This is a genomic window from Apolloniradiicaulis salifontis, from assembly GCF_053756655.1.
The window spans coordinates 220,186-245,848 of sequence record NZ_CM132387.1 but is presented as its reverse complement, the minus strand read 5'-3'; the positions used below and the strand labels follow the sequence as shown (position 1 = coordinate 245,848).

Sequence of the window (25,663 nt, the reverse complement as noted above, 5' to 3'; positions counted from 1 at the left end):
CAGAGAATCAGGGCACACAGAAGTCTGTGGCTCCTGGAGCGAGGGATTACTCATGGGCGAACAGCCCCAGGTCAAAACAGACCTGTTCCGCGTCCGGCATGTGACGCGCTATCGCTACGCCCGGCCTGTGAATTTCGGGCGTCATCGGGCCATGTTCCGGCCCCATGAGACGCCTGTGCTGCGCCTTCTCACCATGACGGTGGACACCAAGCCGGAGTCCTCCGTGCACTGGATCCACGACGTGTTCTCCAATTCGGTCACCCTGTTTGATTTCACTGAACCCAGCGACACGCTGGAGGTGGGCTGTACGTTCGACATCGTGCGCACCAGCTTTCGCGACGCCGAGTTTCCGCTGGCCGACCACGCCCGGCGGTTCCCGATCGAATACGAAGACCATGAGCGCGTGGACCTGGCGGCCTGCCTGTCGCCGCGCCATGACGATCCCGATGGCGAGATATCCGCCATGGCCGATCGCTTCCGGCACGAGGCGGGCGGGGACACCTGGGCGCTGCTCACCGGCATGACCCGTTGCATCAGGGACGAGCTCACATACAAACGGCGTGAGGAGCCGGGCGTTCAGCCGCCGGCGCGGACGCTGAAGCTGGCTGGCGGATCATGCCGCGACTACGCCGAACTCATGTGTGAACTGGCGCGCCGCCTGGGGTTCGCGGCGCGATTCGTCACCGGCTATCTCTATGATCCGGCGCTGGACGCGCGCACCTGCGATGCGCGGTCCGAGGTTCAGGGCGGCGGCGCCACCCACGCCTGGGTGCAGGTCTTCCTGCCCGGCGCGGGCTGGATCGAGTTTGATCCCACCAACGGCGATGTCGCCTCGGGCCGCCTGATCCGTACCGGCGTCGGCCGGGTACCCGGCCAGGTCGCCCCGCTTACAGGCTATTATGAAGGCCGCCCCGAGGACGCGCTGGGCCTTGAGGTGAGCGTGGACATCACCTCCCTGGCGCCCTCGCTGGTGCAATGACCGGCGCGGAGCTGAGCGAGGCCGAGGCGCGCGAGATGCGCCCGCGCCTGATGCTGGTGGCCACCCCCATCGGCGATCCGGCCGATCTGTCCCAGCGCGCGCTGGAGGTGCTCAAGGCCGCCGACGCCATCGCCTGCGAGGACACGCGCGAGACGCGCAAGCTGCTCTCCGCCCACGGAGTCACCGACAAGCGCCTGATCGCCTGCCATGACCATAACGAGGCCCAGAGCGCAGCCGGCATCGTGAAGCTCATCGAAGAGGGCGCGACCGTGGCGCTGGTCTCCGACGCCGGCGCGCCGGGCGTCTCCGATCCCGGATACCGGGTGGTGCGTGCGGCCCTGGATGCAGGACTCGACGTGAGCGCGGTTCCCGGCCCCAGCGCCGTTATCATGGCGCTGACGATATCGGGGCTGCCCACCGACCGCTTCGTGTTCCTCGGCTTTCCGCCGCGCAAATCAGGCAAGCGCAGGGCCTTCCTGAAACCCTATGCAGCCCTGCCCGCGACGCTGATCCTTTTTGAAAGCCCCCAGCGCCTGGGCGACACCGTCGCCGACGCGTTGGAGGTTCTGGGCGACCGCAGGGCGGCGCTCGCCATGGAGCTCACAAAGACGTTCGAGCGGGTTTACCGCGAACCGCTGTCCGCCCTGAAGGAGCGCCTCAGCGAAGCGCCGCGCGGCGAGGCGGTCCTGCTGATCGAAGGCGCCGAAGAAACCCGCGAGCGCACCAACAAATACGCCGAATTCTCCAAGGCGCCGCCGCGCGACTAGCGCTCCATGACCGCCGCCCATGCGCCTCTCGACGGCTTCGTCTAGGCGCGCTAGCTTCCGCGACGCTAGATTTTGCGATCGTGGGCCGGCGATCCGGCCAGGGTTACGCGCAAAGATCGCGAGCCCGTATATCCAGGGAGAAGACATCCATGAAACATGCACTCTTGCAGGGCCTTGCCGCCGCCGCATTGACCAGCGCCCTCGCCGCGCCGGCCCTGGCGCAGCGGCCCATGGAGATCGCTGATCTGTTCGACGTGCGCAGCGCCGGCGGCGCCGAGCTGTCGCCGGACGGCCGCCATGTGGCCTTCACCGTGTTTGATCCGCGCAATGTGGCGGCGGGCGAAGCCGACGGCTCCGGCGATGTGGAGCTTTACGTCGCCAGCGGCCCGAGTGAGGCGCGCGCCTACGTCACCGGTGAAGGCCGGGTAGGCGGCGTCGACTGGACGCCGGACGGTCAGGCGCTGACCTTCCTGGCGCGCCGGGATGGCGATGCCGCGACAAGCCTTTACTCGATCGCTCTGGCTGGCGGCGAAGCCCGGCGCGTGCTGGCCCATGACACCGCCATCCAGAGCTATGTGATCGCGCCGGACGGCGACACGGTCTATTTCATCGCCGCGCCGGCCGAGGACGAAGCCGCCGCGCGCTTTAACGCCCTTGGCTTTCGCGCCAATGTCTATGAAGAGCAGCAGCGCTTTGCGCGGGTTTATCGCGCCGAGCTTTCGAGCCCCGAGAACGCGGCGGAGCCGCTGGACGTGGACGGCCACCCGTCCAGCCTGGTTCTGAGCGAAGACGGACGCCGCCTGGCGGTGGTGATGGCGCCGACGACGCTGGTGGACGACTCCCTGATGGAGCGCGACTGGACGATCCATGACACAAGAAGCGGCGATCAGCTCGCCCGCTTTGAAACGCCGGGCAAGATCGGCGGCGGCGCGTTCTCGCCTGATGGACGCCGCTTCGCCTTCCTGGCCGGCGCCGACCGGGCCGACCCCACCGCCGGCACGCTCCATGTGGGCCAGGTGCGCTCGGGCGAGTTTGAAGCCATCGCCCGCGACGCCGAGCAGCATATCGCAGACATCGCCTGGGCCGATAACGACACCATCGTGGCGCTGGCCGCCATCGGGGTGGAAAGCGCGATCCTCACCTATGACGCCGACAGCGGCGAGGAGACCGGCCGAACGGCCTATGACGACTTTGTCGTGGGTTCCATGGACCTGCACCGCGCCTCGGGCCGCATCGCCGCCATCGCCGACGCGCCCACCCATCCCAATGAAGTCTTTATCGGCGCCGATCCGGCCTCCCTCGCCCGCTGGACCGACCATAATCCGCAGCTTTCAGACATCGCGTTCGGCGATCAGCGCGCCTTTTCGTACGAGGCGCGCGACGGCGAGCGGATCGAGGGCGTGCTGATCACCCCGCAGGGCCGCGCGCCCCAAGGCGGCTGGCCGCTGATCATGACGGTCCATGGCGGCCCGGAAGCCCATGACGATGACGGCTGGCTCAACGGCTATTCGCGCCTGGGCCATATCGCGGCCGGGGACGGGTTTGCAGTATTCCATCCCAATTATCGCGGCTCCACCGGGCGCGGCGAACGCTTTGCAAAGCTTGATCATCTTGATGCGCCGGGCGACGAATTCTGGGACATCGTGGACGGCGTCGGCGCCCTCTCCGAAGCCGGTCTGGTGGACGCCGAGCGCGTCGGCATCACCGGGGGCAGTTATGGCGGCTTTGCGTCAGCCTGGGGCGCCACGATCGCCAGCGAGCACTTCGCCGCCTCCGCGCCGTCGGTGGCCCTCACTGACCTGATCAGCTTTTACGGCACCACCGAGATCCCGATCGAAATGGTGGACGTCCACTTCATGGAGGCGCCGTGGGAGGCGTGGACCACCTATCTGGAAAAATCGCCGACCTATAACGCCGCCGGGTCCACCACCCCGACGCTGATCTTCCACGGCGAGGAGGACACAAGGGTTGATCCCAGCCAGTCCTTCATCCTCTACCGGATGCTGAAAATGACCAGCCAGGCGCCGGTGCGCCTGGTCACCTATCCCGGCGAAGGCCATGGCAATCGCAACGCGGCGGCGCAGTTCGACTACGCCCACCGCCTGCACCGCTGGATGACCCATTATCTGCAAGGCGAAGGCGGCGAGCCGCCCGCCCCGGAACTGCCGCTGGACGAGCTGATCGGCTCTGGCGAATAAGACCTCGCCTCCATCCTGACGGACACGAGAACGCCGAGCCTCGCACAGAAGCGGGCTCGGCGTTTTTGTTGGTGGCGGGCGCGCCCGAAAGGCGCGCTCGTTAAGGCGCTACCGTGCGCGAATGGAGTCAAGCGCGACGCGCTGCTCACGGACCACCGCGCCGGCTTCATCCTTGATCTGCAGGGCCAGCTCGCCGCCGTCCCAGTCGATTGCGATGACGCCGAAATTCACCGGTGCATACATCTCGCCGATCCGGTGAGGACCGGGCTCGTTGTTCTCTTCGGCAAAGCTCATGTTGAGCGCCGAAGACGTGATCTCGTAGAGCGGGTACGGCGCCACGTCCTCGCGCACGTAAAGGCCCGAGGAGTGGCGGTCGCCGGAGACCATGACAACGCCGTCAGCGCCGGTCTCTCCGATCAGATCATAGAGCCGGTCGCGCTCCAGCGGCATGGTGCGCCACGCTTCCCAGCCATGGCCGTCGGCGTGGACCTGGATCGAGCTGACCAGAAGGCGCAAATCCGCCGGCTGGCTCAGCTGCTCTTCAAGCCAAGCCCATTGCGCCTCGCCCAACATGTTCTGGTCAGGATCGGTGCTGGGCAGGTAGCGCTCCCGGCCCGGCGCGCCACGCTGGTCTGTGGGGGTGAGCCCGGTGCGAAAATAGCGCGTGTCCAGCATGATGATCTGGGTGCGCTGGCCCTCCGGCCCGAAAATCTTCGCGTCATAGACACCCGGCCGCCCGCGGCGCGCATCGTCGGCCGGCGCACGCCAGAAATCGAGGAACAGGGTCTCCGCAAAGCCTTTGAACGCGAAATCGACGCCCAGATCGTTCATGCCGTAATCATGGTCGTCCCAGGTGGCCAGCATGGGCAGCGCAGCGCGCAAGGCCTGAAATTCCGGGCGGTCGGCGAGCGCCTGATAGGCGGCGCGCAGCTCGGGCAGCGTCGCGTCATAGGCGCGCGCGTCGCCGTACACGTTGTCGCCTACATACATGAAGAGGTCATGGTCCTCAGACGCGACCGTCTGGAGGATCGGGATCTCGCGCTCGGCGGTGTTGCAAGACCCGAACGCGATGGAGGTCAGCGCGGTGTCGGCGGCGGGAAGGGCCGGACCGGCCGGCGCCACCGGCGCCGCATAGTCGAGCCGGGCGTAAAACGGCTCCAGCGCCTCCCACGGCGTTTGCGGGGCCTGAAAAATCCCGGCCTCCGTCAGCACTTCGCGAGAGGGGGCGGGGGTGTCCAGCTCTGCCGCGCCGCGCGGGGCGGGCTCGGAGCACGCGGCGAGCGCCACAGCGGCGACGGACGCAAGCAGAAGGCTACGGATCATGGGCGAGTCTCCAAGGCGAAAGGGGCGCGGACAGCGCTGAGACGCGGCAGGGTGTAGCCGATGGACGCGACAGGTCAATGACGTGGACGACGACGGGGGAGATCAGGCGAAAGCGCGGGAACCCGCGCCGGGCCTAGTCGTAAACCGTCACCTGCTCGGTATTGGGTCCGAACATCACCGGGCGATAGCCCAGAGGCTGCCAACCGTCCGGACAGGATTGCGCGCCCGGCGTCGCCGTCGCCGAAAAGCGCCCCTCACCCGCCGGCGTGCAAAAGGCGATGTCGTCCATCGTTCCGTCCCGTTCGTCGCCGTCGAACTCGGCCCGTACGAAGACAGTCCCCGACGAAGGGCTCCCACGCCAAACGACGGCGCAGCTGTCCGGCGCCAGACTGTCCCAGCCGTCCACCCGCCAGCCACCGTCCCGCCCGTCAGCCGCCACGGCGACGCGCATCGGCGCAGATCTGCCGTTGCACGCCTCGATCCGGCGCACCAGGGCCGCGAAGCCCTGGGCGTCGCGCTCGCCGAGCTCACACAAGGCGGCGTCCGGCGCGGAGAGATCGCGGCACCGCACCGTGTGTTCGATGAGATAACCGCGCCCCGCCGTCTCGATCGGCACGGGCGCAAAGACAGCCTCGCGCTCGGACGCTGCGCAGGGCGCAGTGCGCGTTGGCCGGTCCATGGCGCCGGCGGCGACGCACTGGCGCGTCCCGCCGTCTCCATCCCCGCCGTCACCCGGCCAGTAGAACGAGCCCGAGAGTGCATGGACCCCGGCGACGCCGCCGCGCCCCGTTCCAATCGCGCCGGAGAGGCAGGCGCCCGGCTCCACATTGAACCAGCCGCGCTGGGTGGTGACGCCCGGCGCGGCGGGACGCGTCACGGCGAAGGCGACAGTGACCGGCGTCGCGTTGCACAGATTGACCGAGGTGGACAAAGGCGGACTGGGCGCCTGAGCGGCGGAGAGAAGCGCCAGGGCGGCGCTGAGGCTGGCGAACATGGTGCGACCTGGAACAGCGGCGAATGCGACGGGCCATGAATAGCCCGCCGCCCGGCGGTTTTCCAGAGACGCCCGGGTTTGCGGACGTTCGGCGCTCGCCCTATCCAAACATGACGGTGTGCATCAGTCGGCCCGGCAGGAAGGTGAAGGCGCCCGGCAGGAGCAGCGCCGCCAGGAACAGGACAAGCGCCAGATTGCGGTGGCGCGCCGTCAATCCCTTGCGCGCCCGGATGACCAGAGCCACCGTGCCGAACAGGGTGACAGGCACGAAGATGTGGATCCAGCTGAAAGAACCGCCGGTCTTGATGAAGATCGCGGTGATCGCCACGCTCATCATCAGCGCCACCCACAGATAGCCCACGGCCCGATGCGGGATCGTGCCCTTGGGGGCGGTGAACTGCACCACCCCAACACCCACCGCGGCAAGGGCGCACACCGCATGAAGCTGTATGTGCCAGGGCGCGGAGAAGAAAGCGTCCAGATTCATTGGCCCGCCCCCATCAAGGTCACGGTGACGGTAGCGTCGCCGGGATGGGTGAAGGCGGCTTCGTCAAATCGAGCCCGGCGGAAGCGGGGCGCGGCGCCGTTGGAGAAGCCGTAGCGCTCGGTAGGCATGCCCATGAAATTGCTGTCCAGCTCGGCGTTGGAATTGGCGTCGTGGAAGGCGATCACCGCGTAGGCGCCCGCCGGCAGCGCATCGAAGGTCGCCGCGACGCCGTTGCGATTGGCGGCCACAGACGCCTCCGCCACCGCGTCGCCCGCGTCGTAGGCGGCCTCGCTTGCAAAGACGCTGATCAGAACCTGACCGTCCGAGCTTTCTAGACCCGTGATCCTCACCCGCATGTCGGACTCCAGAGCCGTCTCGGCGGCTTGAGCCACAAGGCCCGCGGCGTGGATCGCCGGGGCGGGGGTGAACGCGATCAGGCCGGCGGCGGCGATCGCGGCGGTCAGGGCGGATTGGATGAGAGTTTGCATTGTCGTCTCCTCTGGATGGGCCCGGCGGACCGGCCGGGAATGGAGACCTTGATGGAGCGCCCGGCGCAGGTGAGAAAGCACAAGTTCGCGGGCTGACAGAAGCGTCCCGTGAACGGAAGATGGTCTGCCGTTCGCGCTTCGCGAACGGCAGAGGTGGGGAGAAGTCCATGGCGCGTACGCCGATCACAGAGCTGGCTCGGCGATTGAGACCGGTGGCGGTGGTGCGCCCGGTGCTGATCATTCTGGGGGTCGGCACCTTTCTGTCGATCCTTGGACCTTTCGCCAGCCACGGCATGGGCTGGCCGAGGGTCTGGTTTTACTGGGTGGGGCTGATCGCGCTGGGCGCCGTGTTCGGGTTCAGCGCCGGCGAGGTCCTGCCCCGCCTGTTCCCCAAACTTCCCAAATGGGCGGTCTATTCGATCACGGCGGCCTTTGTTGCCATTCCGGTCACTGCGGCGATCCTGCATCTGGACGGCGTGCTGGGACCCCGGCTCACCGTCTACCGCGTCGCGGCGACCTATATGCCGGTGCTGGTGATCTCCATCTTTGTGAGCGCGGTCGCCTATACGGTCGCCAAATTCACCGAAGACCACACACGCGCCGCCGGCGCAGCCGCGCCGCGGGCGACCCGCGCGCTCACCGACAAGCTGCCCCACCGCCTGCGCGCCGCGCCGATCCTGGCGCTCACCAGCGAGGACCATTATCTGCGCGTGCGCACCGGGGCGGGCGAGGCGTTGATCCTTATGCGTCTCACCGACGCCATCGCCGCCATGGAGGGGCTGGACGGCGCGCGAACTCACCGATCGTGGTGGGTGGCGCGTGAGGCTGTCACGGATGCAAAGAAGGGCGACGGGCGCGGCGTGCTGATCCTGTCCGACGGCGCCGAGGCGCCGGTGAGCCGCACCTACTATCCGGGCCTGCGCGACGCCGGCTGGTTCTAGTCCAGCGTCGCGCGGATTTTCTCGGCGATGGCGCGGGACTGCTCGCGGTGGGAGCGCTCCAGATGATCGGCGACGCTGCGCCGGTCGGCTTCTGGAAAGCTCTGATGCAGCTTGGAGGTCATGTGCACCGAGGCCACCTCAATCTCAAACGCGAGGATGGCCGGGTAAAGCCGTTCGATATAGCCGGGCGGAGACAGGGCGGTGCGCCAGACCGGATAATCCCCGATCTCGGCGTGCTGCGGTTCGATCAGGGCGGCGAGATCGTCGATCAGCTGACGGAACGCGGCGATGTCATCGACGATTTTGATCTCGCCGCGCACCTGGACCTCCTCGTAATCATAGGTCCCGGCCCGTGAAAGATCGACGCGCCAGTTGGGCGAGACATAGCTCGCCGGCCCATCAAACGTGACCAGCGCCGCGTGACCGTCAAGCCCGGCGGCCTGTGGGTTCTGAGCGTTGAGATGGCCGCGCAGCCTCACCACCGCGCCGTCTTCCAGGTCCGCGATCATGGGAATGCGCGTGCTGAACAGCCCGGCATGGGCCGTGACGAAATGCGCGAAGGGATGCGCCCGCATCAGCGCTGCGGCTGCACCCATATCGGTGACGACGCGCCATTTGGGCGGGTAACTCATGGCCGTGGCCCCTCGCCTTCGATGGGTCCGCGCCTATTCCAGCGCGCCCAGCACGTCCTCGACGGTGACCCGCACGGCGTAGCCGCGCTGCTGGCCAAGGCCGGCCTCGTGCCAGAACTTGCCCGCGATCACCCCGTCGGGGCGAATCGCAAAGGCGATGGGATAGGGTACGCCGTGGGCCATGTGGCCCGGGTCGGCATAGATCGGATCGCGCACGCCGAAGGCGTCGATCACCGCAATGTCAGGGTCCGGCAGCAGCGCAAATGCGATCTCGCGCCGATCGGCGACACGGGCGAGCGTCGCCCCGTCGTCATAGGTCAGCACCGCTACGCCCCAGCCGGCTTCAGCAAACTGGTCAGAAGCGGCGTTTAGATCCAGCGCCTGGCGCAGGCAGATCGGACACCAGTCGAGGGAGCGGTTGAAATAAATCACCACGCCGTTGCGCGCCGAGAGGTCGGCGAGGCTGGCCGTCTCGCCCGCAGCGGTGGTGAACACCGTCACCGGCGCACGCTCTCCCACGGCCGGACCAAAGTCGGCGGCGGCTTCACTGGCCGACCGCGCGGCGTCGGAGCCGCCCGCCTGAGCCAGGCCCGGCGCAGCAGCGGCGAGGGTGAGCGGCGCCGCCAGAGCGAGCGCGGCGATGAACGAGCGGATCATGGAGCCTCCAGGCGTTTTTGCGAAGCGGAATGGATTGAGAGCCAACTGTTTCTCAGTGTGCGCCCGCCCGGCGCTGGAAGAAAGCCCGCTCGCAAAGCTGTGACCGGCCCCGGTGCGGCAAGGGTCCGGTGCGCGCCCACGTCTCGGATCAAAGTGATCGTGACGGTAAAGACGCGAGCCCGGAACCGCATTAACGCGAAAGCGAGCAGGACCTCACCGTTGCCCGGCGTCGTTGTAAGCCTGGATCGCGATGCTCCGCAGCCGGTCTCCATCGTGGTGGAACGACAGGGCGTGCAGGGCCATATCCGGCGCGCCGTAAATGTCGCCAAGAAGAATCGCGAGCGCCTCCAGCTTGGCCGGCGCGAGACTGCGCCATGTGTGGGGCGCGCGGATGAACAGCGCATCGGCCCAGAGCCATTGGGACCCAGGCGCGGTTTCGTCTTGAACCAGGATCGACCGCGGCGGGCGGGAGCCATATCCGAGGACTGAGTGCAGGATGAAGCCGAGATTGCGCAGGTCTGCTCCCAGATCGATCCAGTCCGGCTGCCCCTGGTATTGCTCCACGATCTGCAGCTCGATCTCCACGGCGACCGCGCAGCCGAGCGTGCGGTGCGCCCCCGCCAACACCTCCGCCTCGGCGCCTTGAACATCAATGGCTATCAAATCCGCGCCTCGCGCCGGTTCCAGGTCGTCAAGTGCCCTGGTCGTCACCTTGCGCCGCTCGATCACCTCAAGTCCCGCGTCAAAACCCTGAAAATCAGCGCAAATGACCGGCGATGGTTCGCGCAAGGACGACATGCCCGTATGCGCGCAAACGCGCAATTGGGCTGGGCCTCCGGCACCTATCACCGCCTCATGGATTGTCCACCGGGCGCCGTCGGGCGCACCGGCGCGCGCCTCAGCGCGCGCCTCGAAACCAACGACTTCAAGGCGCCCCGCCCGCGCCGCGGCGAGGTAGGGCTCACGCGTGTCGGTAAAGCGCGCGGCGCCCACGTCGACGACTTTGACAGGCCGGCGTTCCGGAAACAGGCCGGCGAACACGCCGGACGGGGCTTCATGCGTCATAGGCGAGCCCAGGAAGGGCGTCGAAGAAGCGCTGACCCTGCCCGGTGAACTGGGCATGGGCGGCCAGGGTAGCGCGACAATCTTCAAATTTGGCTGCGAAACTCGCCTCGTTTCTGGCGTTGTTGTAGGCGCTGACAACCTCGTCGGTGGCCGGATCATAAAGAGAGTCCGCTTCCAGTCGGCGAATGGCGCGCAGCGTGCGGGCCAGGACAAAGCCGGCGTGTAGGATCGCTGTCAGCGGTCTCGACTCCTGGCGAAGCGGAGATCGGTAAAGACGCTCCTGATCATTTTCGATCATTGGATCGACCGAAAGGAGCAGGTTGAGAATCTGGTGTCCCGCTTCGTGGGCGAGCGCTTCAAAATAGCGCGACCATCCCTGTCCGGGTTTCAGGTGGCTGATGCGCACCAAACCCAGGGCCGCCGCAGACGAGCCCGCGTTGCTGGTGTCGGAATGGACGAGGATCAGTTCAGAGATCAATGCGCTGGCTTCGGCATACCCCTCCGGGTCCGCCCTGGCCCAGCGCCGCACGGCCTTCTGCAACGCAGGCTTTGAGGTCAGGCGTTCGTCATCATTCAGCGGGTCGGCGTCAAGAAAATGCCCGTAGGTCCGACGCGATCCTTCGTCGCAAACATCAAAGTACAAGGTGTCCAGTACATAGGGTCGGTCGCCGCCGAACAGGCTGGTCACCGCCAAGGACCGGTGCTCACCCGGCCACTGTGCAATTGCGTCCGCTACGCGAGCCAGCAAGTATTCATCACCAAGCTCCAGCGCGGTCAGGAGCTGTGCGTGCACCACATGGGCCATCCCGCGCAGCGGCGCGCCGGACGCAAGCCATTCGGCGAATTCACTCGTATCTCCAACGCGCCGCCCGGCGACGTGGAAAAGATGTTCGAAGCTTTTACGGAGCCGAACATCAATCGGGCGCGACACCGCTTCGGCGCGCGCCCGATCAGGTTCGACGGAGAACAGGTCCATCGAAGCGGTCGACATGCGGCGGCGACCCCTAGTTATTCTGATCGGTGACCGGCTGAACCGGGCGATTGAACAAGCGGAACACCTTGCGGGTGTCCAAGGCGACCGGCTTGCGTTGATCGTCGGTTTTGGCATTAGGCATGGAGAACTCCTTCCATGGTTATCAAGGTTGTATTATTAATATATCACCATCTCTACGAGATTACAACCTCCGGAGGATCGATGTGATAACGGCGCAGATTGTTTTCTCCAGCCCCAACGGCTCCAAATCGGCTCCAGTCCAGGTCGAAATCGCCGAGTCGCAGGCGGAGAAAGAGACGGGCCTCTCCAACCGTCGATCGCTGGCCCCCGGCGCCGGCTTCTATCTGCCGTCACGTCCCGCCGCGCCGGCGCGGTTGTGGATGCTCGACGCCCTTATCGCGCTGGATATTATTTTCATCGGTGTGGACGATGTCGTGACGGGCGTCATCCAGGCGGCGCCGCCGGGCGGTGAGCGGATGTATTGGTCTCCAGGGTTCGTGTCCGGCGTCCTTGAGGTAAACGCCGGAGACGCTGCCCGGCTCGGCCTGACGGCCGGCGCCCGGCTTGAATGGACGTGAACCCGCCACCGAATAGCCCCTTTTGACCGGCCGCACCCGTGCTAGCATGGCCCTGTTCGCGGGGGCGAAACGGCAAGGAGCGAGCGTGGCGCACATCTTCCGCAAACCGCGGCCCCAGGCCGGCCGGCTGTTGCTCTATTTCCTCGTCTTTGTCGGTGCGGCGGCGGGTCTGAACGCCTGGATCTTTTCATCAGGCGGCGCGGCCTGGTCGCGCACGCTGGACAACCCGTCCTGGTCGCCGCCCGGCGCGGTGATCGGCGGGGCGTGGATCGCGCTGTTTGCATTGATGGCGGTTGCCGCCTTCCTGATCGACCGCTCCGACGAGGCCGGGCGGAGGCGCGCCGCCCGCGCAGGCGTGATCGCCTGGTGGGCGATCTGCGTGAGCTGGACCTGGTTCTATTTCGGCCTTCAGAATGTCTCCAACGGCTTCACCGTGACGGTGGTCGCCTTCCTTGCCGGATTGCCTGTGATCTGGCTGACCTTGCGCGCCAGCGCCGCCGCGGCGGCGCTGCTTCTGCCGCTTCAGGGCTGGCTGGGGTTTGCGCTGGCGCTGTCTTGGACCACCTGGCGGCTCAACGCCTGAAGGCGCGCCACAGCCCGGCGCACAGCACGGCGAGGATCGCAAGCCCGCCCGCCACCTCCAGCGCGCTCAACCCCAGAACCGCCGGCTCGGCCAGCGGCCCCAGGCGCGCGGCGATTTCTGCGATGATGGAGGTCACGCGCTCGCCCTGAAAGCCGGCGCCCACCGCCACGAAGATCAACAGCATCGCTCCGAGCCCGGCCAGACGCATCATGGCGGCCGGGTCCGGACCGTCATCGGCGCGCTGTTGGCGCTCCTTTGCGGCGAGTAGGCGTGAACGTCTGCGTGTCACGGTGACCGGGCCTTTCTTGCGGCGTTGCTTGTGAGCGCCCTGAATTTCAGGCATAGTGTGAGGCGCACAAGCGGCCTGAACAAGGCCCGGTGAAGAAAATAGCGAGCCTTCCGCGTGCCGACACGCCCGACCTCCTTTCCTTCCCCGACCCACAGTCCGCATGCCGTCCGCGGGACGCCGCGCGTTAGTTTTCTATGCGCGGGACGCCGCGCCGGTACGGGAAAGGCACCCCTTCGATGACCACGGGCACCGTGAAGTTTTTCAACGCCGATAAAGGCTTCGGTTTCATCACCCCGGACGAGGGCGGCGATGACGTCTTCGTTCATATCACGGCTGTAAAAGACTCCGGCATGGCCGATCTTAAGGACGGCCAGCGCGTCGGGTTCGACACCGAGCCCGATCGCCGCGGCAAGGGCCCCAAGGCGGTCAATCTGCACGCGGTCGAGTAGGCGCGCGTATCATCTCCGGCGAAACGCCGCGCCGGTCGCCCGGCGCGGCGTTTTTGTTTGGGCCGAAGCGCGCAAAAAAGAAAAACGCCCGCAGGCGAAGCCTGCGGGCGTTGATCACTAAGCACTGACGCCAGAGTTTCGAAACTCAAGGCCTCAGGACATGGAGCCGGACTGGATCACCGAGGTGGCGTTCCGGTTCAGCGCCCAGCAGCGCTCGTTGGACTCCCGGCACACGGGCTGTTCCTTGCCGTAGGAAACGGTCTGGATGCGAGCCGGATCCACGCCCTGGCTGACCAGGAAGTCGCGGGCGGCGTTGGCGCGGCGCGCACCGAGCGCGAGGTTGTACTCGCGGGTGCCGCGTTCGTCGGCGTTGCCGGCGAGCAGAACGCGGACCGACGGATAGCTGGCGAGCCAGGCCGCCTGACGGCGCAGGGTCTCGCGCGCTTCAGTGGTCAGCGTATACTGGTCATAGCCATAAAACACACGATCTCCGGCGGTGACTTCGAAATCTTCCACCGAACCCGGCGTCGGACCCGGTTCAACCGGGGTCGTATCTTGTACGACGCGGTCCTGAACGGGCTCGGGATCGGGGTCAACGATGGGGTCAGGCTGGCTGGCGCAGGCGCTGACGAGCAGGCCCAGGCTGGCCATGGCGGCGAAAGCATAACGCTTCATGATAGGTCGTCCCTCTTAAACGCCGTCGGGATTTCCCGCCCCGCCGGCTGTTCGCGTCCATCGACGCATTGGTCTCTTAAGCAGCCCTTAATCGGCGAAAGCGCCGCCCCTCTTCAACGCAATCGAGTGCGACCGTATACTCTTTTTCATTAATCAATCAAGGGAGACCAGGCCGGATCAGACGCTGCCCCCTCGGTGGGCAGGCGGCGTAGATTGAACCCGGCCAGGTCCACGCTCCAGATCGAATATTCTGTGCCGTTCGGGTTTGGATCGCCGCGCGTGAACAGCAGCACACGGCCGTTGGGCGACCAGGCGGGCGTGTCGACGTAATAGCCCTCGTAGAGAATGCGCTCCTCACCGGATCCGTCGGCGTCGACGACGCCGAGCATGAATCGCCCCTGATGCTGCTTGGTGAACACCACCAGATCGCCACGCGGCGACCAGACCGGCGCGGTGTAACGCCCTTCCCCGAAGCTGATGCGAACCGGGTTGGTGCCGTCGGCGTTCATCACATAAAGCTGGGACTGGCCCGAGCGTGAGGAGGAGAACACCACCTGGTCGCCGTCGGGCGAGTAGGACGGCTCCACATCATCGGCCGGATGGCTGGTGAGCTGGCGCAGCGTGCGCATGCGCAGATCAAACCTGAACAAGTCATGGCCGCCGCGGCGTTCGGCGCTGACCACCAGCTCGCGGCCGTTGGGGTGGAAGCGCGCCGACAGCGACTGGCCGCCTTCGGCCAGGCCGGGCCCGGCGTCAAACAGCGCTTCCTGACGTCCGGTCTCAAGATCATACAGATAGCTGGTGGCCTGCCCGTCGCGGAAGCTCACATAGGTGATCTGCTGAGCGTTCGGCGCATAGTTGGGCAGCAGCGCCATGTAATCCCGGCTGGTCAGGAAGGAGGGGTTGGCGCCGTCCTGATCCATCACCGCCAGGCGCCGGATCGGCTCGTTGTTCGGCCCGGTCCCTTCAGAGACATAGATGATGCGGGTGTCGAAATAGCCCTCTTCCCCGGTGAGGCGCTCATACACCGCGTCGGAAACCTTGTGGGCGATGCGCCGCCAGTTATCCGGGCTGGTGACGAATTGCAGGCCCAGCATCTGCTGCTCGGTGGCGGTGTCCCACAGCCGGAACGCCACGGTCATGCGCTCCTCGCTCTCCATCGTCACCTCGCCCACCAGCAGGGCCGAGGCTTCGATCACCCGCCAGTCGCCGAAGCGCGGGCGCAGATCGATATCCGCGATCTCCTCGATGAAGGCGTCGCGATCCACCGGAGCGAACAACCCAGAGTCGCGCAGATTATTGGTCACCACCCGGGAAATATCGGCCCCGGCCGCTTCAGCCCGACCGTCGGCTCCAAAGAAATCGGTGATCGCGATGGGCATGGGGTCGAGATGCCCCTCGGTCACGTCTACGCGCAGCGGAGTCTGGGAGAAAGCCGGCGCGCAAAGCGCGGCCGCAGCCAGCAGCGCGGCGAGCACCGGCGCGAAACGGCGGGCGAAAAGGACGATCATCGTCGGGTCTCCAGCTTCAGCGCCAGTCACAGAGATGGCGGACGGGGAAGGATGCAAGTCAGCGGCCACGTTGCGTATCAACATTGACCTCAAGAAGGCGCCATTCAGCGTAGTTCGCAGCCGGCAGGTCATAGGGCGCGCAGTCGATCACCGCGCGCAGCGCACGCTCACCGGCCACCCGCATGAACGGGTTGGGCGAGTTGACGATGCGCGCGGCGTCCTTCAGGCGCGGCGGTTCGGACAGCTGGCCGTTGCGCTCCAGGCGCACCTCCACGACGACGGCCAGGTCCATGTTCACCGGCGCATCGGCGTTGGAGCGGGTGCAGCGCTGGATCTGGCCGGCGGCCATGGCCTGCAGGGTCGCCGTCATGGCGGTTCCGGCGCCCGATCGTTGGCGAGCCTCGTCGGCCTGCTCGCCCTGCGGCCGCTGCTCGCGAGAGCGGTCCACCAGATCCGAAAGCCCGTCAAGATCAAGGCCGGGCCGCTGCGGCTCCGGGGCCGGCCGGCGCGGCTCGGGTTCGGGCTGAACCGGCTCGGGCTCGGGCTCCGGTTCCTGTTCTGGTTCTGGCGGAACCGGCTCAGGTTCGGGCGGGATCACTTCCGGCTCGGCTTCGGGCTGGATCGGTTCAGGGTCGGGCGCGGCGTCCGGCTCGGGCGCGGTCTCCGCCGGAGTCTCCTCCTCCACCGTTTCGGGCTCGGGTTCCGGCTCGCGGCGGGCGGCGCGCACATTGGTGTTATCGGCGAGCGTCACCAACTCCACCGGCACGACATTGATCTCTTCTGCAAAACGCGTCGCAGCAGGAAAATAGATCAGCGCGGAGGCGACGAGCCCCGCATGCAGTCCCGCCGAGATAAGCAGGCCGAGGACCTGGCGCATCCAGCCGGCCTCCTCCTAGTCGCTTACCGGGTCGGTGACGAGGCCGATATTGGCGTAGCCATCCGCGGATATCCGGGCCATCACCCGCATCACCTCGCCATAGGGCACGCCGTCATCGGCGCGGATATAGATCCGCGCCTGAGACCCGGCGCCGGAGATCGCGCGCAGGCGCGGGCTCAGCTCGTCGTACCGGATCGGGGTCTCCATGAGAAACAGCGTCCCGTCCGCCTGAATGGTGACCGTCAACGGTTCCTCGCTGGTGGTCATGGCGCGCGCCTCGGTGTCGGGCAGGTCCACCTCGACCCCCACGGTCAGAAGCGGCGCTGAGACCATGAACACGATCAAGAGCACCAGCATCACGTCCACGAAGGGCGTGACGTTGATCTCGGCGGACGGCTTGAACCGCCGGCGGCCGTTAGACGTGCGCGAACTGGTGTCTACTCCGCCGGCCATCTAGCTCTCCCGGCCGGCCATGGCGGACAGATCGTCCACAAAGCCTTCCAGCTTCGAGGCGTACTTGGAGAGGCTTGAGGACAGGGCGTTGAAGAAGATCACCGCCGGAATCGCCGCCAGCAGGCCCAGCGCGGTGGCGAACAGCGCCTCGGCGATGCCCGGCGCCACGACGGCCAGCGAGGTGTTTTCAGTGGCGGCGATGGCGCGGAAAGCGTTCATGATCCCCCACACCGTGCCGAACAGGCCGATGAAGGGCGCCGACGAGCCGATGATGGCCAGAACGCCCAGCCCGCTTTCCATCTTTGACAGTTCGCGATTGGCCTCGGCGCCGCCGGACTTGGCGACTGCGAAGCTGTCCCAGTCGCGCATGGCGGCGGCGAGCACGCGTCCGAACGGATGTTTCGCGTCGCGCCCGTGGCGGCTGGCCAGCTCGTCCAGGGAGGTTCCCGACCAGAATTCGCGCTCGAACTTCTTGGCTTTGCCGTGCTGGGTTCTGAGCTGCATCGCCTTCTCAATGGCGACGGCCCAGGACCAGATCGACATGACCACCAGGATCGCCATCACCAGCTTCACGACGATATCGGCGCGCATGAACAGATAGACGATGGTCAATTCCTGGGCCGGACTGGCCAGATCCACAGCGACGCTTTCCATAACGATCAGTCTCAACCCTTCTGGACGCGCCCTTGTGGCGCAGTATCAAGATTTCCCCGACGCGAGGTGTAACGGGACGCAAGGCCCGCGCCAAGCGCCGCACCGGGGACGTCACTGGGAATTCATTGAATGAATATGAATGCGGCGGTTTTTTGGGGGCGCGGCGACGGTTTCGCAGCAGCCGCTGCGTTGCGCTTGCGCGTCAGCTCCAGACGGACGCCCTGGCGATCGCCTCTGCGGCCGGTTTCGGCAGGCGTCTGGGCCGGCCGGACAGATCAATGCAAGCCGCGTCGACGCTGGCGGTGAGCAGGATTTCATCGCCGCGCAGAACGCTCTGCTCCACGCTTAAGCGTGCGGCCTTCGCCGCGGTGAACCGCGTCTCGATGATCAGCGCGTCGTCAATGCGCGCAGGCTTGAGATACTCCGCCGTGATCTTGCGCACCACAAAGCCCAGAGGCGTCTCCAGCTGCAGCAGATCGTCATGGCGCACGCCGGCGCTGCGCAGCGCGTCGCTGCGGCCGCGCTCGAGGAATTTGAGGTAGTTGGCGTAATACACCACCCCGGTGAAGTCGGTGTCCTCGTAATAAACCCGCACCGCCAGACGGTGCACGCCGCCGGACCAGGCTCCGGAGGTGGGAATGTCTGACTCATTCTTTGTCATAGCCGCGAATCCTGCAGACCATCGTTAAGCCACCGCAAGTACGCCATAACTGTCCAGATCAGTAGAATAATCACCAACCCGACCACAAACCCCCGGTAGCAGACGAATGGCCAGAGCTTTTCGTAAGGTCCCCATGAGGGGTCAAGATACAGAAGTTCATCAACGAGGAGACCGGCGATCAGGCTGTAAAACCAAGCGACGGTAAGGCCAAATCTGCTTTTAGCCACGATGAGCGCCAGCGCCAGCGCCAGCGCTCCCAGCCCAAAACGGCTGAAATTTAGCCAAAGATGGCCGTCGAGACCGAGCGGCGTACGCGGGACATGGGGAGCGGATTCGGGTATCGGTCCGCTAATTTGCAACGCCCACCAGGGCCCAATGAAATGAAGCGCCAAGAGCGTAAGGATACCGATACAGGCAAGCATCCTTATGGTCGGTCTTTTCGGCGGTCCAGACATCTGCGTCACGGCTCCTGGAATAGATCCGCGTCCCCCGCGGCGCTTTGGGGCGGCTGCAGGCCCATATGAGTCCACGCGCGCGAAGCCGCCACACGCCCCCTTGGCGTGCGCTGGATGAAGCCTTGCTGGATCAGGAAGGGCTCCACCACGTCCTCGATGGCGTCGCGGGCCTCCGCGCAGGCCGCCGCGAGGGTGTCGAGACCGGCCGGGCCGCCATTGAACGCCTCGATGAGGATTTTCAGATAGCGCCGGTCCAGGCTGTCCAGCCCGATCTCGTCCACCTCCAGGCGTTTCAGCGCCCGGTCAGCGGACGCCTGATCAATGATCTCGGCGCCCTCCGCCTCAGTGAAATCACGCACGCGGCGCAAGAGGCGCCCGGCCACGCGCGGCGTGCCCCGGGCCCGCTTGGCGATCTCCAGCGCGCCGTCCTCGCTCATGGCGGCGCCCAGCTTGCGGGCGCCGCGCGCCACAATGCTGGCGAGCTCTTCGGTGGAGTAGAATTCCAGCCGAACCGGCACGCCGAACCGGTCCCGGAGGGGCGTGGCCAATAGCCCGGCGCGGGTGGTCGCGCCGATCAGCGTGAAGGGCGGCAGGTCAATGCGTACGGTGCGCGCGCTGGGCCCCTCGCCGATCACCAGATCCAGGCAGAAATCCTCCATGGCGGGATAGAGGATCTCCTCCACCACCGGAAGCAGGCGGTGAATCTCGTCGATGAACAGCACGTCGCGCTCTTCAAGATTGGTGAGGATCGCGGCGAGATCGCCGGCTTTTGCGATCACCGGCCCGGAGGTGGCGCGAAAGTTCACGCCCAGCTCCTTGGCGACGATCTGGGCCAGCGTCGTCTTGCCCAGGCCCGGCGGGCCGGAGAGCAGCACGTGATCCAGCGCCTCGCCTCGGCGCCCGGCGGCCTTCACGAACACTCCCAGGTTTGCGATCGCGGTCTTCTGCCCGACGAAATCGTCAAACGAGAGCGGACGCAGCGCCTTGTCGCGCCCGTCACCCGCGGTCTCGTCTGAGGTGATGATGCGGGATTCGTCAGTCATGGGCGGGCCTTCCCATGATCCTCTCGCTTTGTCATCCCTCTCCTAATGTCATCCCGGACGGCGTAGTCGATCCGGGACCTCATACACCGGCCGGCGGAGCGCCAACCGCCCAACCTGTCAGGTCCCGGCTCTGGGCCCGCGCGGTAGGCTTGGCCGGGATGACAGGAAAGGAAGCGAAGGAAGCGGCGGACGCTCACCGCGCCAGCTCCTTGAGCGCGCCCTTGATCAAGGCGCCTTCCCCGGCCTCGCCGCCAAGGTCGCGGCTGATTTGGGCCACGGCGCGGCGCGCATCGCTTTCGCCATAACCCAGATTGATCAGCGCGCTGACGGCGGCCTCGCGCGCGCCGCTCATGACCTCGTCCGCCGCCGGCGCGGTTCCCAGCGCGGCGTTCAGACCGTGGGCGCCGGCCCCCAGCGAGCGGCCCGGCGGCGGCGCCTTGTCTTTCAATTCGGCGGAAATGCGCTGGGCGAGTTTCCTGCCCACCCCCTTGGCGCGCTCGAACGTGGAGCTGTCGCCCAGCGCCGCAGCGCTTTCGATCTCGGCCGCGCTGACCACGTCCAGCATGGAAAGCGCGTGCTTCGCGCCCACGCCCTGGACCGATTGCAGGCGGACAAACCAGGCGCGGTCTGATTCAGACAGAAAGCCGAACAGCTTCAGCTGGTCTTCGCGCACATAGGTCTCGATATGCAGGACGACCGGCTTGCCGGCCTCCAGCCGCGCCAATGTCTTTGCGCCGGCGAGAACCAGATAGCCAACGCCGTTCACATCGATCACGGCCTCGTCTTCGCCGACGCTGTCGACGATCCCCTTTAGCTTGCCGATCATGAAGCGGCCTTTCGCACTGAACGATGGTTGGCGTGGCAGATGGCGACGGCGAGGGCGTCGGCGGCGTCGGCCTCAGCCTTCGCGCCCGGCAGGAGGATGGAGATCATGGCCGCCACCTGGGCCTTCTCCGCCGCGCCGGTTCCCACCACCGCCTTTTTAACAAGGCGCGGCGCGTATTCGCTCACGGGCAGGCCGGCGCGCGCCGGGGCGAGCATGGCCGCCGCGCGCGCCTGGCCCAGCTTCAGGGCTGTTCCGGCATTGGCGCTGACGAACTGATCCTCCACCGCCGCTTCATGGGGCTTGTGGTCGGCCAGAAGCTGCTCCACGGCCTCGAAGATAAAGCACAGGCGCACCGCCATGGCCGCTTTCGCCGGCGCCTTGATGACGCCGTGAGCCACATGGCGCAGGCGCGCGCCGTCCTGGACGATCACGCCCCATCCGGTGGCGTTGAGCCCCGGATCGATCCCAAGAATGCGAATCGCGCCAACCATGGCCTTAAGCATACTCGTTTCGTTCTCCCCGTCTCGCCTCCTGTGCCGCCCTGCGCCACGCCCCCCGGCTCAGCCGGCGGTGCGGCAAAAGCAGCGCCGGGCGCAGCGGTCATTCCGGGTGAAGATTAGCGCCGCCAGTCGCGAGGCGTTCGCAGACGATCCACCTAAAGGCCTCGCCAGGTTCGCCCGGCAGGGCTTTTTAGGGTCCGGCCGCGGGTTTGCGCTGGCGGGCGGGAAATTTCGTGCATAGGCTTCACCATTGAATATTTCAGGGGCTTGACCCTTGGACCTTGATCCAGGGCCTGGCTCTGGGGCCAGGATCCAGGGCCTGACCCCCGGGCGGCTGATGTGGAGAACCGGTTATGGCGAACAAGAAGCGTGCGCTGTCGCGGCGATCCTTCCTGACAAGCGTCGCCGGGGCCGGCGCGGTCATCGGGTCGGGCGCGCTCACCGGCTGCGCCACCACCGGCGGCGGCTACTATACCGGCCTCACCGACTCAGACGCGGGCGCCTACGCCGATGCAGGCGGCTATGGCCGCCGCGGCGCGGCTGCAGGATATGCATGCACCGACTCCGACGCCGGCCCCTACGCCGATCCGGTCGACGGCGGGCGCAGCTGCAGCGGCTATAATGGCGGCTGCTCCGACAGCGATAGCGGGGCCTATGCCGACCCCGGCGGTCAGGGCCGCAATTGCGGCGGCTACAATTCCGGGATCACGGACGCAGACAGCGGCGCCTACGCCGATCCGTCCGGGCGGGGCCGCGGATCGCGCGGCGTCACCGATTCCGATAGCGGAGCCTATGCCGACCCCACGGGGCGCGGCCGGGGATCGCGCGGCGTCACCGATTCCGACAGCGGGGCCTACGCCGATCCGACAGGGCAGGGTCGCGGATCGCGGAGTTGCTCGGATTCCGACTATGGAACCTACGCCGATCCGTCAGGCGCCGGGCGCCGCTGCGGCTAGATGAACGCCGCTTCGCCCGTTCACCTGGCCGCGCTTCTCGCCCCCCATGATCGGGCCGCCTTCTTCGCCGACATTTATGAAAGACGACCGCTGCATGTGCGCGGCGACCCGGCGCGGTTTTCCGGGCTGATCTCCACCGCGCGCATCGACGCGCTTCTCAGCGAGCAGGTCTTCACCGGCGACCAGCTCTCCATGGCCCGCGCCGAGCCCAAGATAGAGCCGCGCCATTATCTCACCGAGTCCGGCCACGCCGATCCGGGACTGGTGGCGCGCCAGTACCAGAAGGGCGCGACGCTGATCCTGCCCCAGCTGAACCGGCGCGAGCGCCCCCTGGCTGATCTGTGCCGCAGCCTGGAGGCCGAGCTCTCCCACCCGGTGCAGACCAATATCTATCTCACCCCGCCCAACGCCCAGGGCTTCCAGACCCATTTCGACAATCACGACGTCTTCGTGCTGCAGGTGGAGGGGACCAAGCGCTGGCGCCTCTATGACGCCCCGGCCGGAACGGTGTTTCGCGGCGAGCGCTTCACCCCCGGCGGATATGAGGCGGGGGCCCTGCGCGAAGAACTGGTGCTGTCGCCCGGCGACGTCCTCTACCTCCCGCGCGGGATCATGCACGACGCTGTGAATGAGGCCGCCGACGGGCCGAGCCTGCATGTGACCACCGGCGTGCTGGCGAAAACCTGGGCCGACTGGCTTCTGGAGGCGGTGAGCGAGGCGGCGCTGAAGGATCCGGGCATGCGCCGCGCCCTGCCTCCGGGCTTCCACGCCGGCGCGGTCTCCGCGGACACATTCCGGTCGACCTTCGAAGCGGCGCTGGACCATGTGCGCGACGCCGCCGATCTGGACGCGGTGACCGCCCTCTTCATCGACCGCTTTGTGGAGACCCGCCTCGCCGACACCTCAGGCGCGCTGCTGGCCGGACCCGGCGCCGGCGCGCTGACCGTCCAGCTAAGAGCGGGCCTGCCCTGTCATCTGGCCGAGGACGGCCATCACGTCGCCCTTGTAAGCCCCGGCGGCGTGGTCACCTTTGATGAGCCGGCCGAGGCGGCGCTGGAGAGGCTTCTGGCGGGAGAGCCTGTAAGCGCGGTTGATTTTGCAAGCCTGGGCGAGGCGAAGGCTGTAGACGCGATCGAGCGGCTCGTCGCCTTTGGCGTGGCGCGCCCCACGTGAGACCGGCGCCGCAGCTGGGCTGCGTCCGCCTTGATTTCGCCAATCGAAGCGGGATCATATCGCGCTAATACCCACCCGCCCGACCTCCTGGGGGATACGCCATGCTTCGCCTGTTCGCGCTCGCCGCTCCGGTCCTTTTACTGATCGCAGCGTTCGCCGCCCCGGCCGACGCGCAATCGCGCCGTGAGATGGCCGCCCGGCTGGACGCCGCCGAGGCGCGCCTGGCCGAGATCGAAAGCCGCGCCCTGCAGGGCGATCCGGTGGCTGAAACCTTGATGGAGCGCGTCGACGCCCTGGAGCGTGAGCAGCGCGTGCTCACCGGCGAGATCGAACGCCTGGCGTTTGAAAACCGACAGATGCGCGCCAGCCTGGACCAGCTCCAGCGGACGTTGAACGCGCTTATCGAAGGCGGCGAGCCCGGCGGCGGCGATCCACGCTCCGGCGGCGGGCCGGCGCTGCTGGAGCCCAATGAAATCGATGCAAATGATCCTTTCGGCCAGGCGCGCGCCGACAGCGTTCAGCCGCTTCAGGCTCCGTCCGGCGCCCGCGCCCAGCGGCCCACGGCGCAGAGTGGCGGATCTTCTGGCGCCGGCCCCGCCGGCGGGCCGGCCCAGCTGGGCGGCGGCGAGGCGGCGCTGGACGGCGATAACCAGGTGCAGGACCCCGACGCGCTCTATCAACGTGGCCGGACCCGCCTTCTGGAGGGTGATTTCGCCGGCGCGCGCGAAGCGTTTCAAGCTTTCACCGCCGACCATCCCAGCCATGCCCGCGCCGACGAGGCCTGGTACTGGCTGGGCGAAACCCATTTCGTGAACGGCGACCTGGACGCTGCAGCCGATTCCTATATCGCCTCGCTGCGCGCCGATCGGCGCGGCGAGCAGGCGCCCGACGCGCTGGTCCGCCTGGGCGCGTCGCTGGCCGGGCTGGGTGAAACCGGCCGGGCCTGCCAGGTGCTGGGCACGTTCGGGAGCGAGTTTCCCAACGCCGGCGCCGAGGCCCGCCGCAAGGCCAGCCGGGAAAGCGCACGCATCGGCTGCAGCTGATGACAGGGCGCACAGCGCCCTTTCCGGCGACCGGCCCGGCGCCCCGTCTGGGACTCGCCCTCTCGGGCGGGGGGGATTCCACCGCTCTTCTACTGGCGCTTCGCGCCGCCGCGCCGGACCTTCTGCTTTACGCCTATATCGTCGACCACGCCCTGCGCCCTGAAAGCGCTGGCGAGGCCCGGCGCACCGCCGCGTTTGCAGCAAGGCAGGGAGCTCAGGTCCGTTTGCTGCACTGGGACGCGCCCCGGCCCGGCCAGGGCCATGCCCGAACCGCACGCCACCGGCTTCTGGCGCAGGCGTGCCGGAACGACGGCGTGTTTACGCTGTGCCTGGCCCATACCCTGGACGACCGGATCGAGACCTTGCGCATGCGCGCCTCGCGCGGCGGTCCGCAGGCGAGCCTGGTCGGCCCCGGCCCGCTGGACCCGTCCCCGGTCTGGCCCGAGGGGCGCGGCCTGGTGATCGCTCGCCCCTTCCTCGATCTTACGCGCGACACGCTGCGCGGCTTTTTGCACAGGAGCGGCGCAGACTGGATCGAAGACCCCTCCAACGCCGATCCCGCCTATGAGCGGGTGCGCCTGCGCCAGACGCCGATCTCGGCAAGGGCGGCGCATTCCCTGCTGGACCGCAGCGACGCCGCCCGGCGCGCGCAAGCCGCCGAAGACGCCGCCGCCCTCGCCCTCATCGAGCGCGGCGCCCGGTTCACCGTCTGGGGCGGCGCGCTCCTGGATCCGGACGCCTTTGCACGCGACCGAGACGCTTCGGAGGCGATCGGAACCGCGCGCGCCTTTCAGACCCTGGTTATGGCCGTGTCGGGCCGGCAAGCCGCACCGGCGCCGGACCTTGTGCGCGCCGGGCTCGACGCCCTGCGCCGCGGGCGGACGTGGACCGGAGGCGGCGCGTTGCTCACCCCGGACGGGGTTCTGGGCCGTGATCCCGGCGCGGCCGGCCGCGCCGATGCGCGCTCTGACGGACCAAAAGCCGCCAGCCTTCGTCTTGAGGCGTTTGAAACCGGGGTGTTCGACGGGCGGTTTGAAATCACCGGACCGGCGCGAATCGAGATGCTGGGCGAGCGGCGGCCCGCCCGCTTTGAGTCCGGCTTCGATCCTCACGACGCGCCCGGCCTGTTTCGCGCCACCCTGCCCCATGACGCGGCGAGCGGCGCGGTGCTTGCAGATGGTTCACACCTGACCGGCGGTGAAACGCATCTGCTGTGCGACGCGAGAATCGCCGCCCGACTTGTGGCGCTAAAGGCTTCGGCGTGGTTTGATGGCGTTTTCGCCGAGGCGCGCGCCTGCGCCGCACTGGCGAAACGACCGGCGCGATCCAATATGAGGTCGTGAACGTTAGACGATCCGGCCCCAGACGGGCCGCGCGCCGCCGGCGCGGAACCCGGCGCGAAGCAAGGATGC

30 protein-coding genes are annotated in these 25,663 nt (G+C 67.2%); 11 read left to right on the top strand and 19 right to left on the bottom strand.

What is annotated here, in order from left to right; all coding sequences use genetic code 11:
- The first annotated feature begins 52 nt into the window (after window positions 1-52).
- From ACWCOP_RS01185 to ACWCOP_RS01175, 3 genes are all read left to right on the top strand, one after another.
- Complete coding sequence (locus ACWCOP_RS01185) at window positions 53-979, top strand: transglutaminase family protein (protein WP_478249393.1); 927 nt, start codon at window positions 53-55, stop codon at window positions 977-979.
- Complete coding sequence (gene rsmI, locus ACWCOP_RS01180) at window positions 976-1,746, top strand: 16S rRNA (cytidine(1402)-2'-O)-methyltransferase (protein WP_478249392.1); 771 nt, start codon at window positions 976-978, stop codon at window positions 1,744-1,746. The genes ACWCOP_RS01185 and rsmI overlap by 4 nt, the downstream gene beginning before the upstream one ends.
- 149 nt (window positions 1,747-1,895) lie before the next feature.
- Window positions 1,896-3,944 (top strand): S9 family peptidase, encoded by a 2,049-nt coding sequence (locus ACWCOP_RS01175; RefSeq protein WP_478249391.1) that lies wholly within the window; start codon window positions 1,896-1,898, stop codon window positions 3,942-3,944.
- 108 nt (window positions 3,945-4,052) lie between these two features.
- Here the strand turns inward: ACWCOP_RS01175 and ACWCOP_RS01170 are convergent, their stop codons facing one another.
- The 4 genes from ACWCOP_RS01170 to ACWCOP_RS01155 all read right to left on the bottom strand — a co-directional run bounded on the left by ACWCOP_RS01170 (window position 4,053) and on the right by ACWCOP_RS01155 (window position 7,236).
- Window positions 4,053-5,267, bottom strand: coding sequence for an alkaline phosphatase D family protein (locus ACWCOP_RS01170; RefSeq protein WP_478249390.1), 1,215 nt, complete (start codon window positions 5,265-5,267; stop codon window positions 4,053-4,055).
- 133 nt (window positions 5,268-5,400) lie between these two features.
- Complete coding sequence (locus ACWCOP_RS01165) at window positions 5,401-6,261, bottom strand: DUF1036 domain-containing protein (RefSeq protein ID WP_478249389.1); 861 nt, start codon at window positions 6,259-6,261, stop codon at window positions 5,401-5,403.
- A 100-nt stretch (window positions 6,262-6,361) separates the two neighbouring features.
- Window positions 6,362-6,748 (bottom strand): DUF2306 domain-containing protein, encoded by a 387-nt coding sequence (locus tag ACWCOP_RS01160; RefSeq protein ID WP_478249388.1) that lies wholly within the window; start codon window positions 6,746-6,748, stop codon window positions 6,362-6,364.
- Window positions 6,745-7,236, bottom strand: coding sequence for a DUF2141 domain-containing protein (locus ACWCOP_RS01155; RefSeq protein ID WP_478249387.1), 492 nt, complete (start codon window positions 7,234-7,236; stop codon window positions 6,745-6,747). Before ACWCOP_RS01155 ends, ACWCOP_RS01160 begins: the two co-directional genes overlap by 4 nt.
- A 167-nt stretch (window positions 7,237-7,403) precedes the next feature.
- Here ACWCOP_RS01155 and ACWCOP_RS01150 point away from each other — a divergent pair, with 167 nt between their 5' ends.
- Window positions 7,404-8,177, top strand: a complete 774-nt coding sequence (locus ACWCOP_RS01150) for a LytTR family DNA-binding domain-containing protein (protein WP_478249386.1) — start codon at window positions 7,404-7,406, stop codon at window positions 8,175-8,177.
- Here the strand turns inward: ACWCOP_RS01150 and ACWCOP_RS01145 are convergent.
- The 4 genes from ACWCOP_RS01145 to ACWCOP_RS01130 all read right to left on the bottom strand — a co-directional run bounded on the left by ACWCOP_RS01145 (window position 8,174) and on the right by ACWCOP_RS01130 (window position 11,522).
- Window positions 8,174-8,809 (bottom strand): FMN-binding negative transcriptional regulator, encoded by a 636-nt coding sequence (locus ACWCOP_RS01145; protein ID WP_478249385.1) that lies wholly within the window; start codon window positions 8,807-8,809, stop codon window positions 8,174-8,176. The two genes, ACWCOP_RS01150 and ACWCOP_RS01145, sit on opposite strands and share 4 nt — an antisense overlap.
- Before the next feature lie 33 nt (window positions 8,810-8,842).
- Complete coding sequence (locus ACWCOP_RS01140; protein WP_478249384.1) at window positions 8,843-9,466, bottom strand: peroxiredoxin family protein; 624 nt, start codon at window positions 9,464-9,466, stop codon at window positions 8,843-8,845.
- Window positions 9,467-9,679: 213 nt separating this feature from the next.
- Window positions 9,680-10,531: an FkbM family methyltransferase gene (locus tag ACWCOP_RS01135; RefSeq protein ID WP_478249383.1), complete on the bottom strand. Its 852-nt coding sequence runs from the start codon at window positions 10,529-10,531 to the stop codon at window positions 9,680-9,682.
- Window positions 10,521-11,522: an aKG-HExxH-type peptide beta-hydroxylase gene (locus tag ACWCOP_RS01130; protein ID WP_478249382.1), complete on the bottom strand. Its 1,002-nt coding sequence runs from the start codon at window positions 11,520-11,522 to the stop codon at window positions 10,521-10,523. Before ACWCOP_RS01130 ends, ACWCOP_RS01135 begins: the two co-directional genes overlap by 11 nt.
- Window positions 11,523-11,644: 122 nt before the next feature.
- Between ACWCOP_RS01130 and ACWCOP_RS01125 the strand changes: the two genes are divergently transcribed.
- On the top strand, window positions 11,645-12,103 hold the full coding sequence (locus tag ACWCOP_RS01125; RefSeq protein WP_478249381.1) for a DUF192 domain-containing protein: 459 nt from the start codon (window positions 11,645-11,647) through the stop codon (window positions 12,101-12,103).
- An 85-nt stretch (window positions 12,104-12,188) separates the two neighbouring features.
- On the top strand, window positions 12,189-12,686 hold the full coding sequence (locus tag ACWCOP_RS01120; protein ID WP_478249380.1) for a TspO/MBR family protein: 498 nt from the start codon (window positions 12,189-12,191) through the stop codon (window positions 12,684-12,686).
- Here the strand turns inward: ACWCOP_RS01120 and ACWCOP_RS01115 are convergent.
- Window positions 12,676-12,975, bottom strand: a complete 300-nt coding sequence (locus ACWCOP_RS01115; RefSeq protein ID WP_478249379.1) for a hypothetical protein — start codon at window positions 12,973-12,975, stop codon at window positions 12,676-12,678. The two genes, ACWCOP_RS01120 and ACWCOP_RS01115, sit on opposite strands and share 11 nt — an antisense overlap.
- A gap of 236 nt (window positions 12,976-13,211) precedes the next feature.
- Here ACWCOP_RS01115 and ACWCOP_RS01110 point away from each other — a divergent pair, with 236 nt between their 5' ends.
- On the top strand, window positions 13,212-13,424 hold the full coding sequence (locus tag ACWCOP_RS01110; protein WP_478249378.1) for a cold-shock protein: 213 nt from the start codon (window positions 13,212-13,214) through the stop codon (window positions 13,422-13,424).
- A 153-nt stretch (window positions 13,425-13,577) separates the two neighbouring features.
- On the opposite strand, the gene pal is transcribed toward ACWCOP_RS01110, so the two are convergent.
- From pal to ruvC, 10 genes are all read right to left on the bottom strand, one after another.
- Window positions 13,578-14,099 carry a peptidoglycan-associated lipoprotein Pal gene (gene pal / locus ACWCOP_RS01105; protein WP_478249377.1) on the bottom strand — a complete coding sequence of 174 codons (522 nt, stop codon included), beginning with the start codon at window positions 14,097-14,099 and terminating at the stop codon, window positions 13,578-13,580.
- A gap of 149 nt (window positions 14,100-14,248) precedes the next feature.
- A complete protein-coding gene (gene tolB, locus ACWCOP_RS01100) occupies window positions 14,249-15,610 on the bottom strand; it encodes a Tol-Pal system beta propeller repeat protein TolB (RefSeq protein ID WP_478249376.1) in 1,362 nt (453 codons plus the stop codon).
- Window positions 15,611-15,668: 58 nt separating this feature from the next.
- On the bottom strand, window positions 15,669-16,487 hold the full coding sequence (locus ACWCOP_RS01095) for a hypothetical protein (RefSeq protein ID WP_478249375.1): 819 nt from the start codon (window positions 16,485-16,487) through the stop codon (window positions 15,669-15,671).
- Window positions 16,488-16,502: 15 nt separating this feature from the next.
- On the bottom strand, window positions 16,503-16,940 hold the full coding sequence (locus tag ACWCOP_RS01090) for an ExbD/TolR family protein (protein ID WP_478249374.1): 438 nt from the start codon (window positions 16,938-16,940) through the stop codon (window positions 16,503-16,505).
- A complete protein-coding gene (locus ACWCOP_RS01085) occupies window positions 16,941-17,609 on the bottom strand; it encodes a MotA/TolQ/ExbB proton channel family protein (protein ID WP_478249373.1) in 669 nt (222 codons plus the stop codon). It abuts the gene before it with no gap.
- A gap of 187 nt (window positions 17,610-17,796) precedes the next feature.
- Window positions 17,797-18,255 (bottom strand): tol-pal system-associated acyl-CoA thioesterase, encoded by a 459-nt coding sequence (ybgC, locus tag ACWCOP_RS01080; protein WP_478249372.1) that lies wholly within the window; start codon window positions 18,253-18,255, stop codon window positions 17,797-17,799.
- A complete protein-coding gene (locus tag ACWCOP_RS01075; protein ID WP_478249370.1) occupies window positions 18,252-18,677 on the bottom strand; it encodes a hypothetical protein in 426 nt (141 codons plus the stop codon). Before ACWCOP_RS01075 ends, ybgC begins: the two co-directional genes overlap by 4 nt.
- A 38-nt stretch (window positions 18,678-18,715) precedes the next feature.
- Entirely contained in the window at window positions 18,716-19,753 is a 1,038-nt protein-coding gene (gene ruvB / locus ACWCOP_RS01070) for a Holliday junction branch migration DNA helicase RuvB (RefSeq protein WP_478249369.1), read from the bottom strand.
- Window positions 19,754-19,946: 193 nt separating this feature from the next.
- Window positions 19,947-20,579, bottom strand: a complete 633-nt coding sequence (gene ruvA / locus ACWCOP_RS01065) for a Holliday junction branch migration protein RuvA (RefSeq protein ID WP_478249368.1) — start codon at window positions 20,577-20,579, stop codon at window positions 19,947-19,949.
- Window positions 20,576-21,082 (bottom strand): crossover junction endodeoxyribonuclease RuvC, encoded by a 507-nt coding sequence (gene ruvC, locus ACWCOP_RS01060; protein ID WP_478249367.1) that lies wholly within the window; start codon window positions 21,080-21,082, stop codon window positions 20,576-20,578. The genes ruvA and ruvC overlap by 4 nt, the downstream gene beginning before the upstream one ends.
- Window positions 21,083-21,432: 350 nt before the next feature.
- On the opposite strand from ruvC, the gene ACWCOP_RS01055 reads away from it, so the two are divergent.
- The 4 genes from ACWCOP_RS01055 to tilS all read left to right on the top strand — a co-directional run bounded on the left by ACWCOP_RS01055 (window position 21,433) and on the right by tilS (window position 25,594).
- Window positions 21,433-22,035, top strand: a complete 603-nt coding sequence (locus ACWCOP_RS01055; RefSeq protein ID WP_478249366.1) for a hypothetical protein — start codon at window positions 21,433-21,435, stop codon at window positions 22,033-22,035.
- Entirely contained in the window at window positions 22,036-23,208 is a 1,173-nt protein-coding gene (locus tag ACWCOP_RS01050; protein ID WP_478249365.1) for a cupin domain-containing protein, read from the top strand.
- 101 nt (window positions 23,209-23,309) lie between these two features.
- Complete coding sequence (locus tag ACWCOP_RS01045; protein WP_478249364.1) at window positions 23,310-24,251, top strand: tetratricopeptide repeat protein; 942 nt, start codon at window positions 23,310-23,312, stop codon at window positions 24,249-24,251.
- Window positions 24,251-25,594, top strand: coding sequence for a tRNA lysidine(34) synthetase TilS (gene tilS / locus ACWCOP_RS01040; protein ID WP_478249363.1), 1,344 nt, complete (start codon window positions 24,251-24,253; stop codon window positions 25,592-25,594). The genes ACWCOP_RS01045 and tilS overlap by 1 nt, the downstream gene beginning before the upstream one ends.
- The last annotated feature ends 69 nt before the right edge of the window (window positions 25,595-25,663 follow it).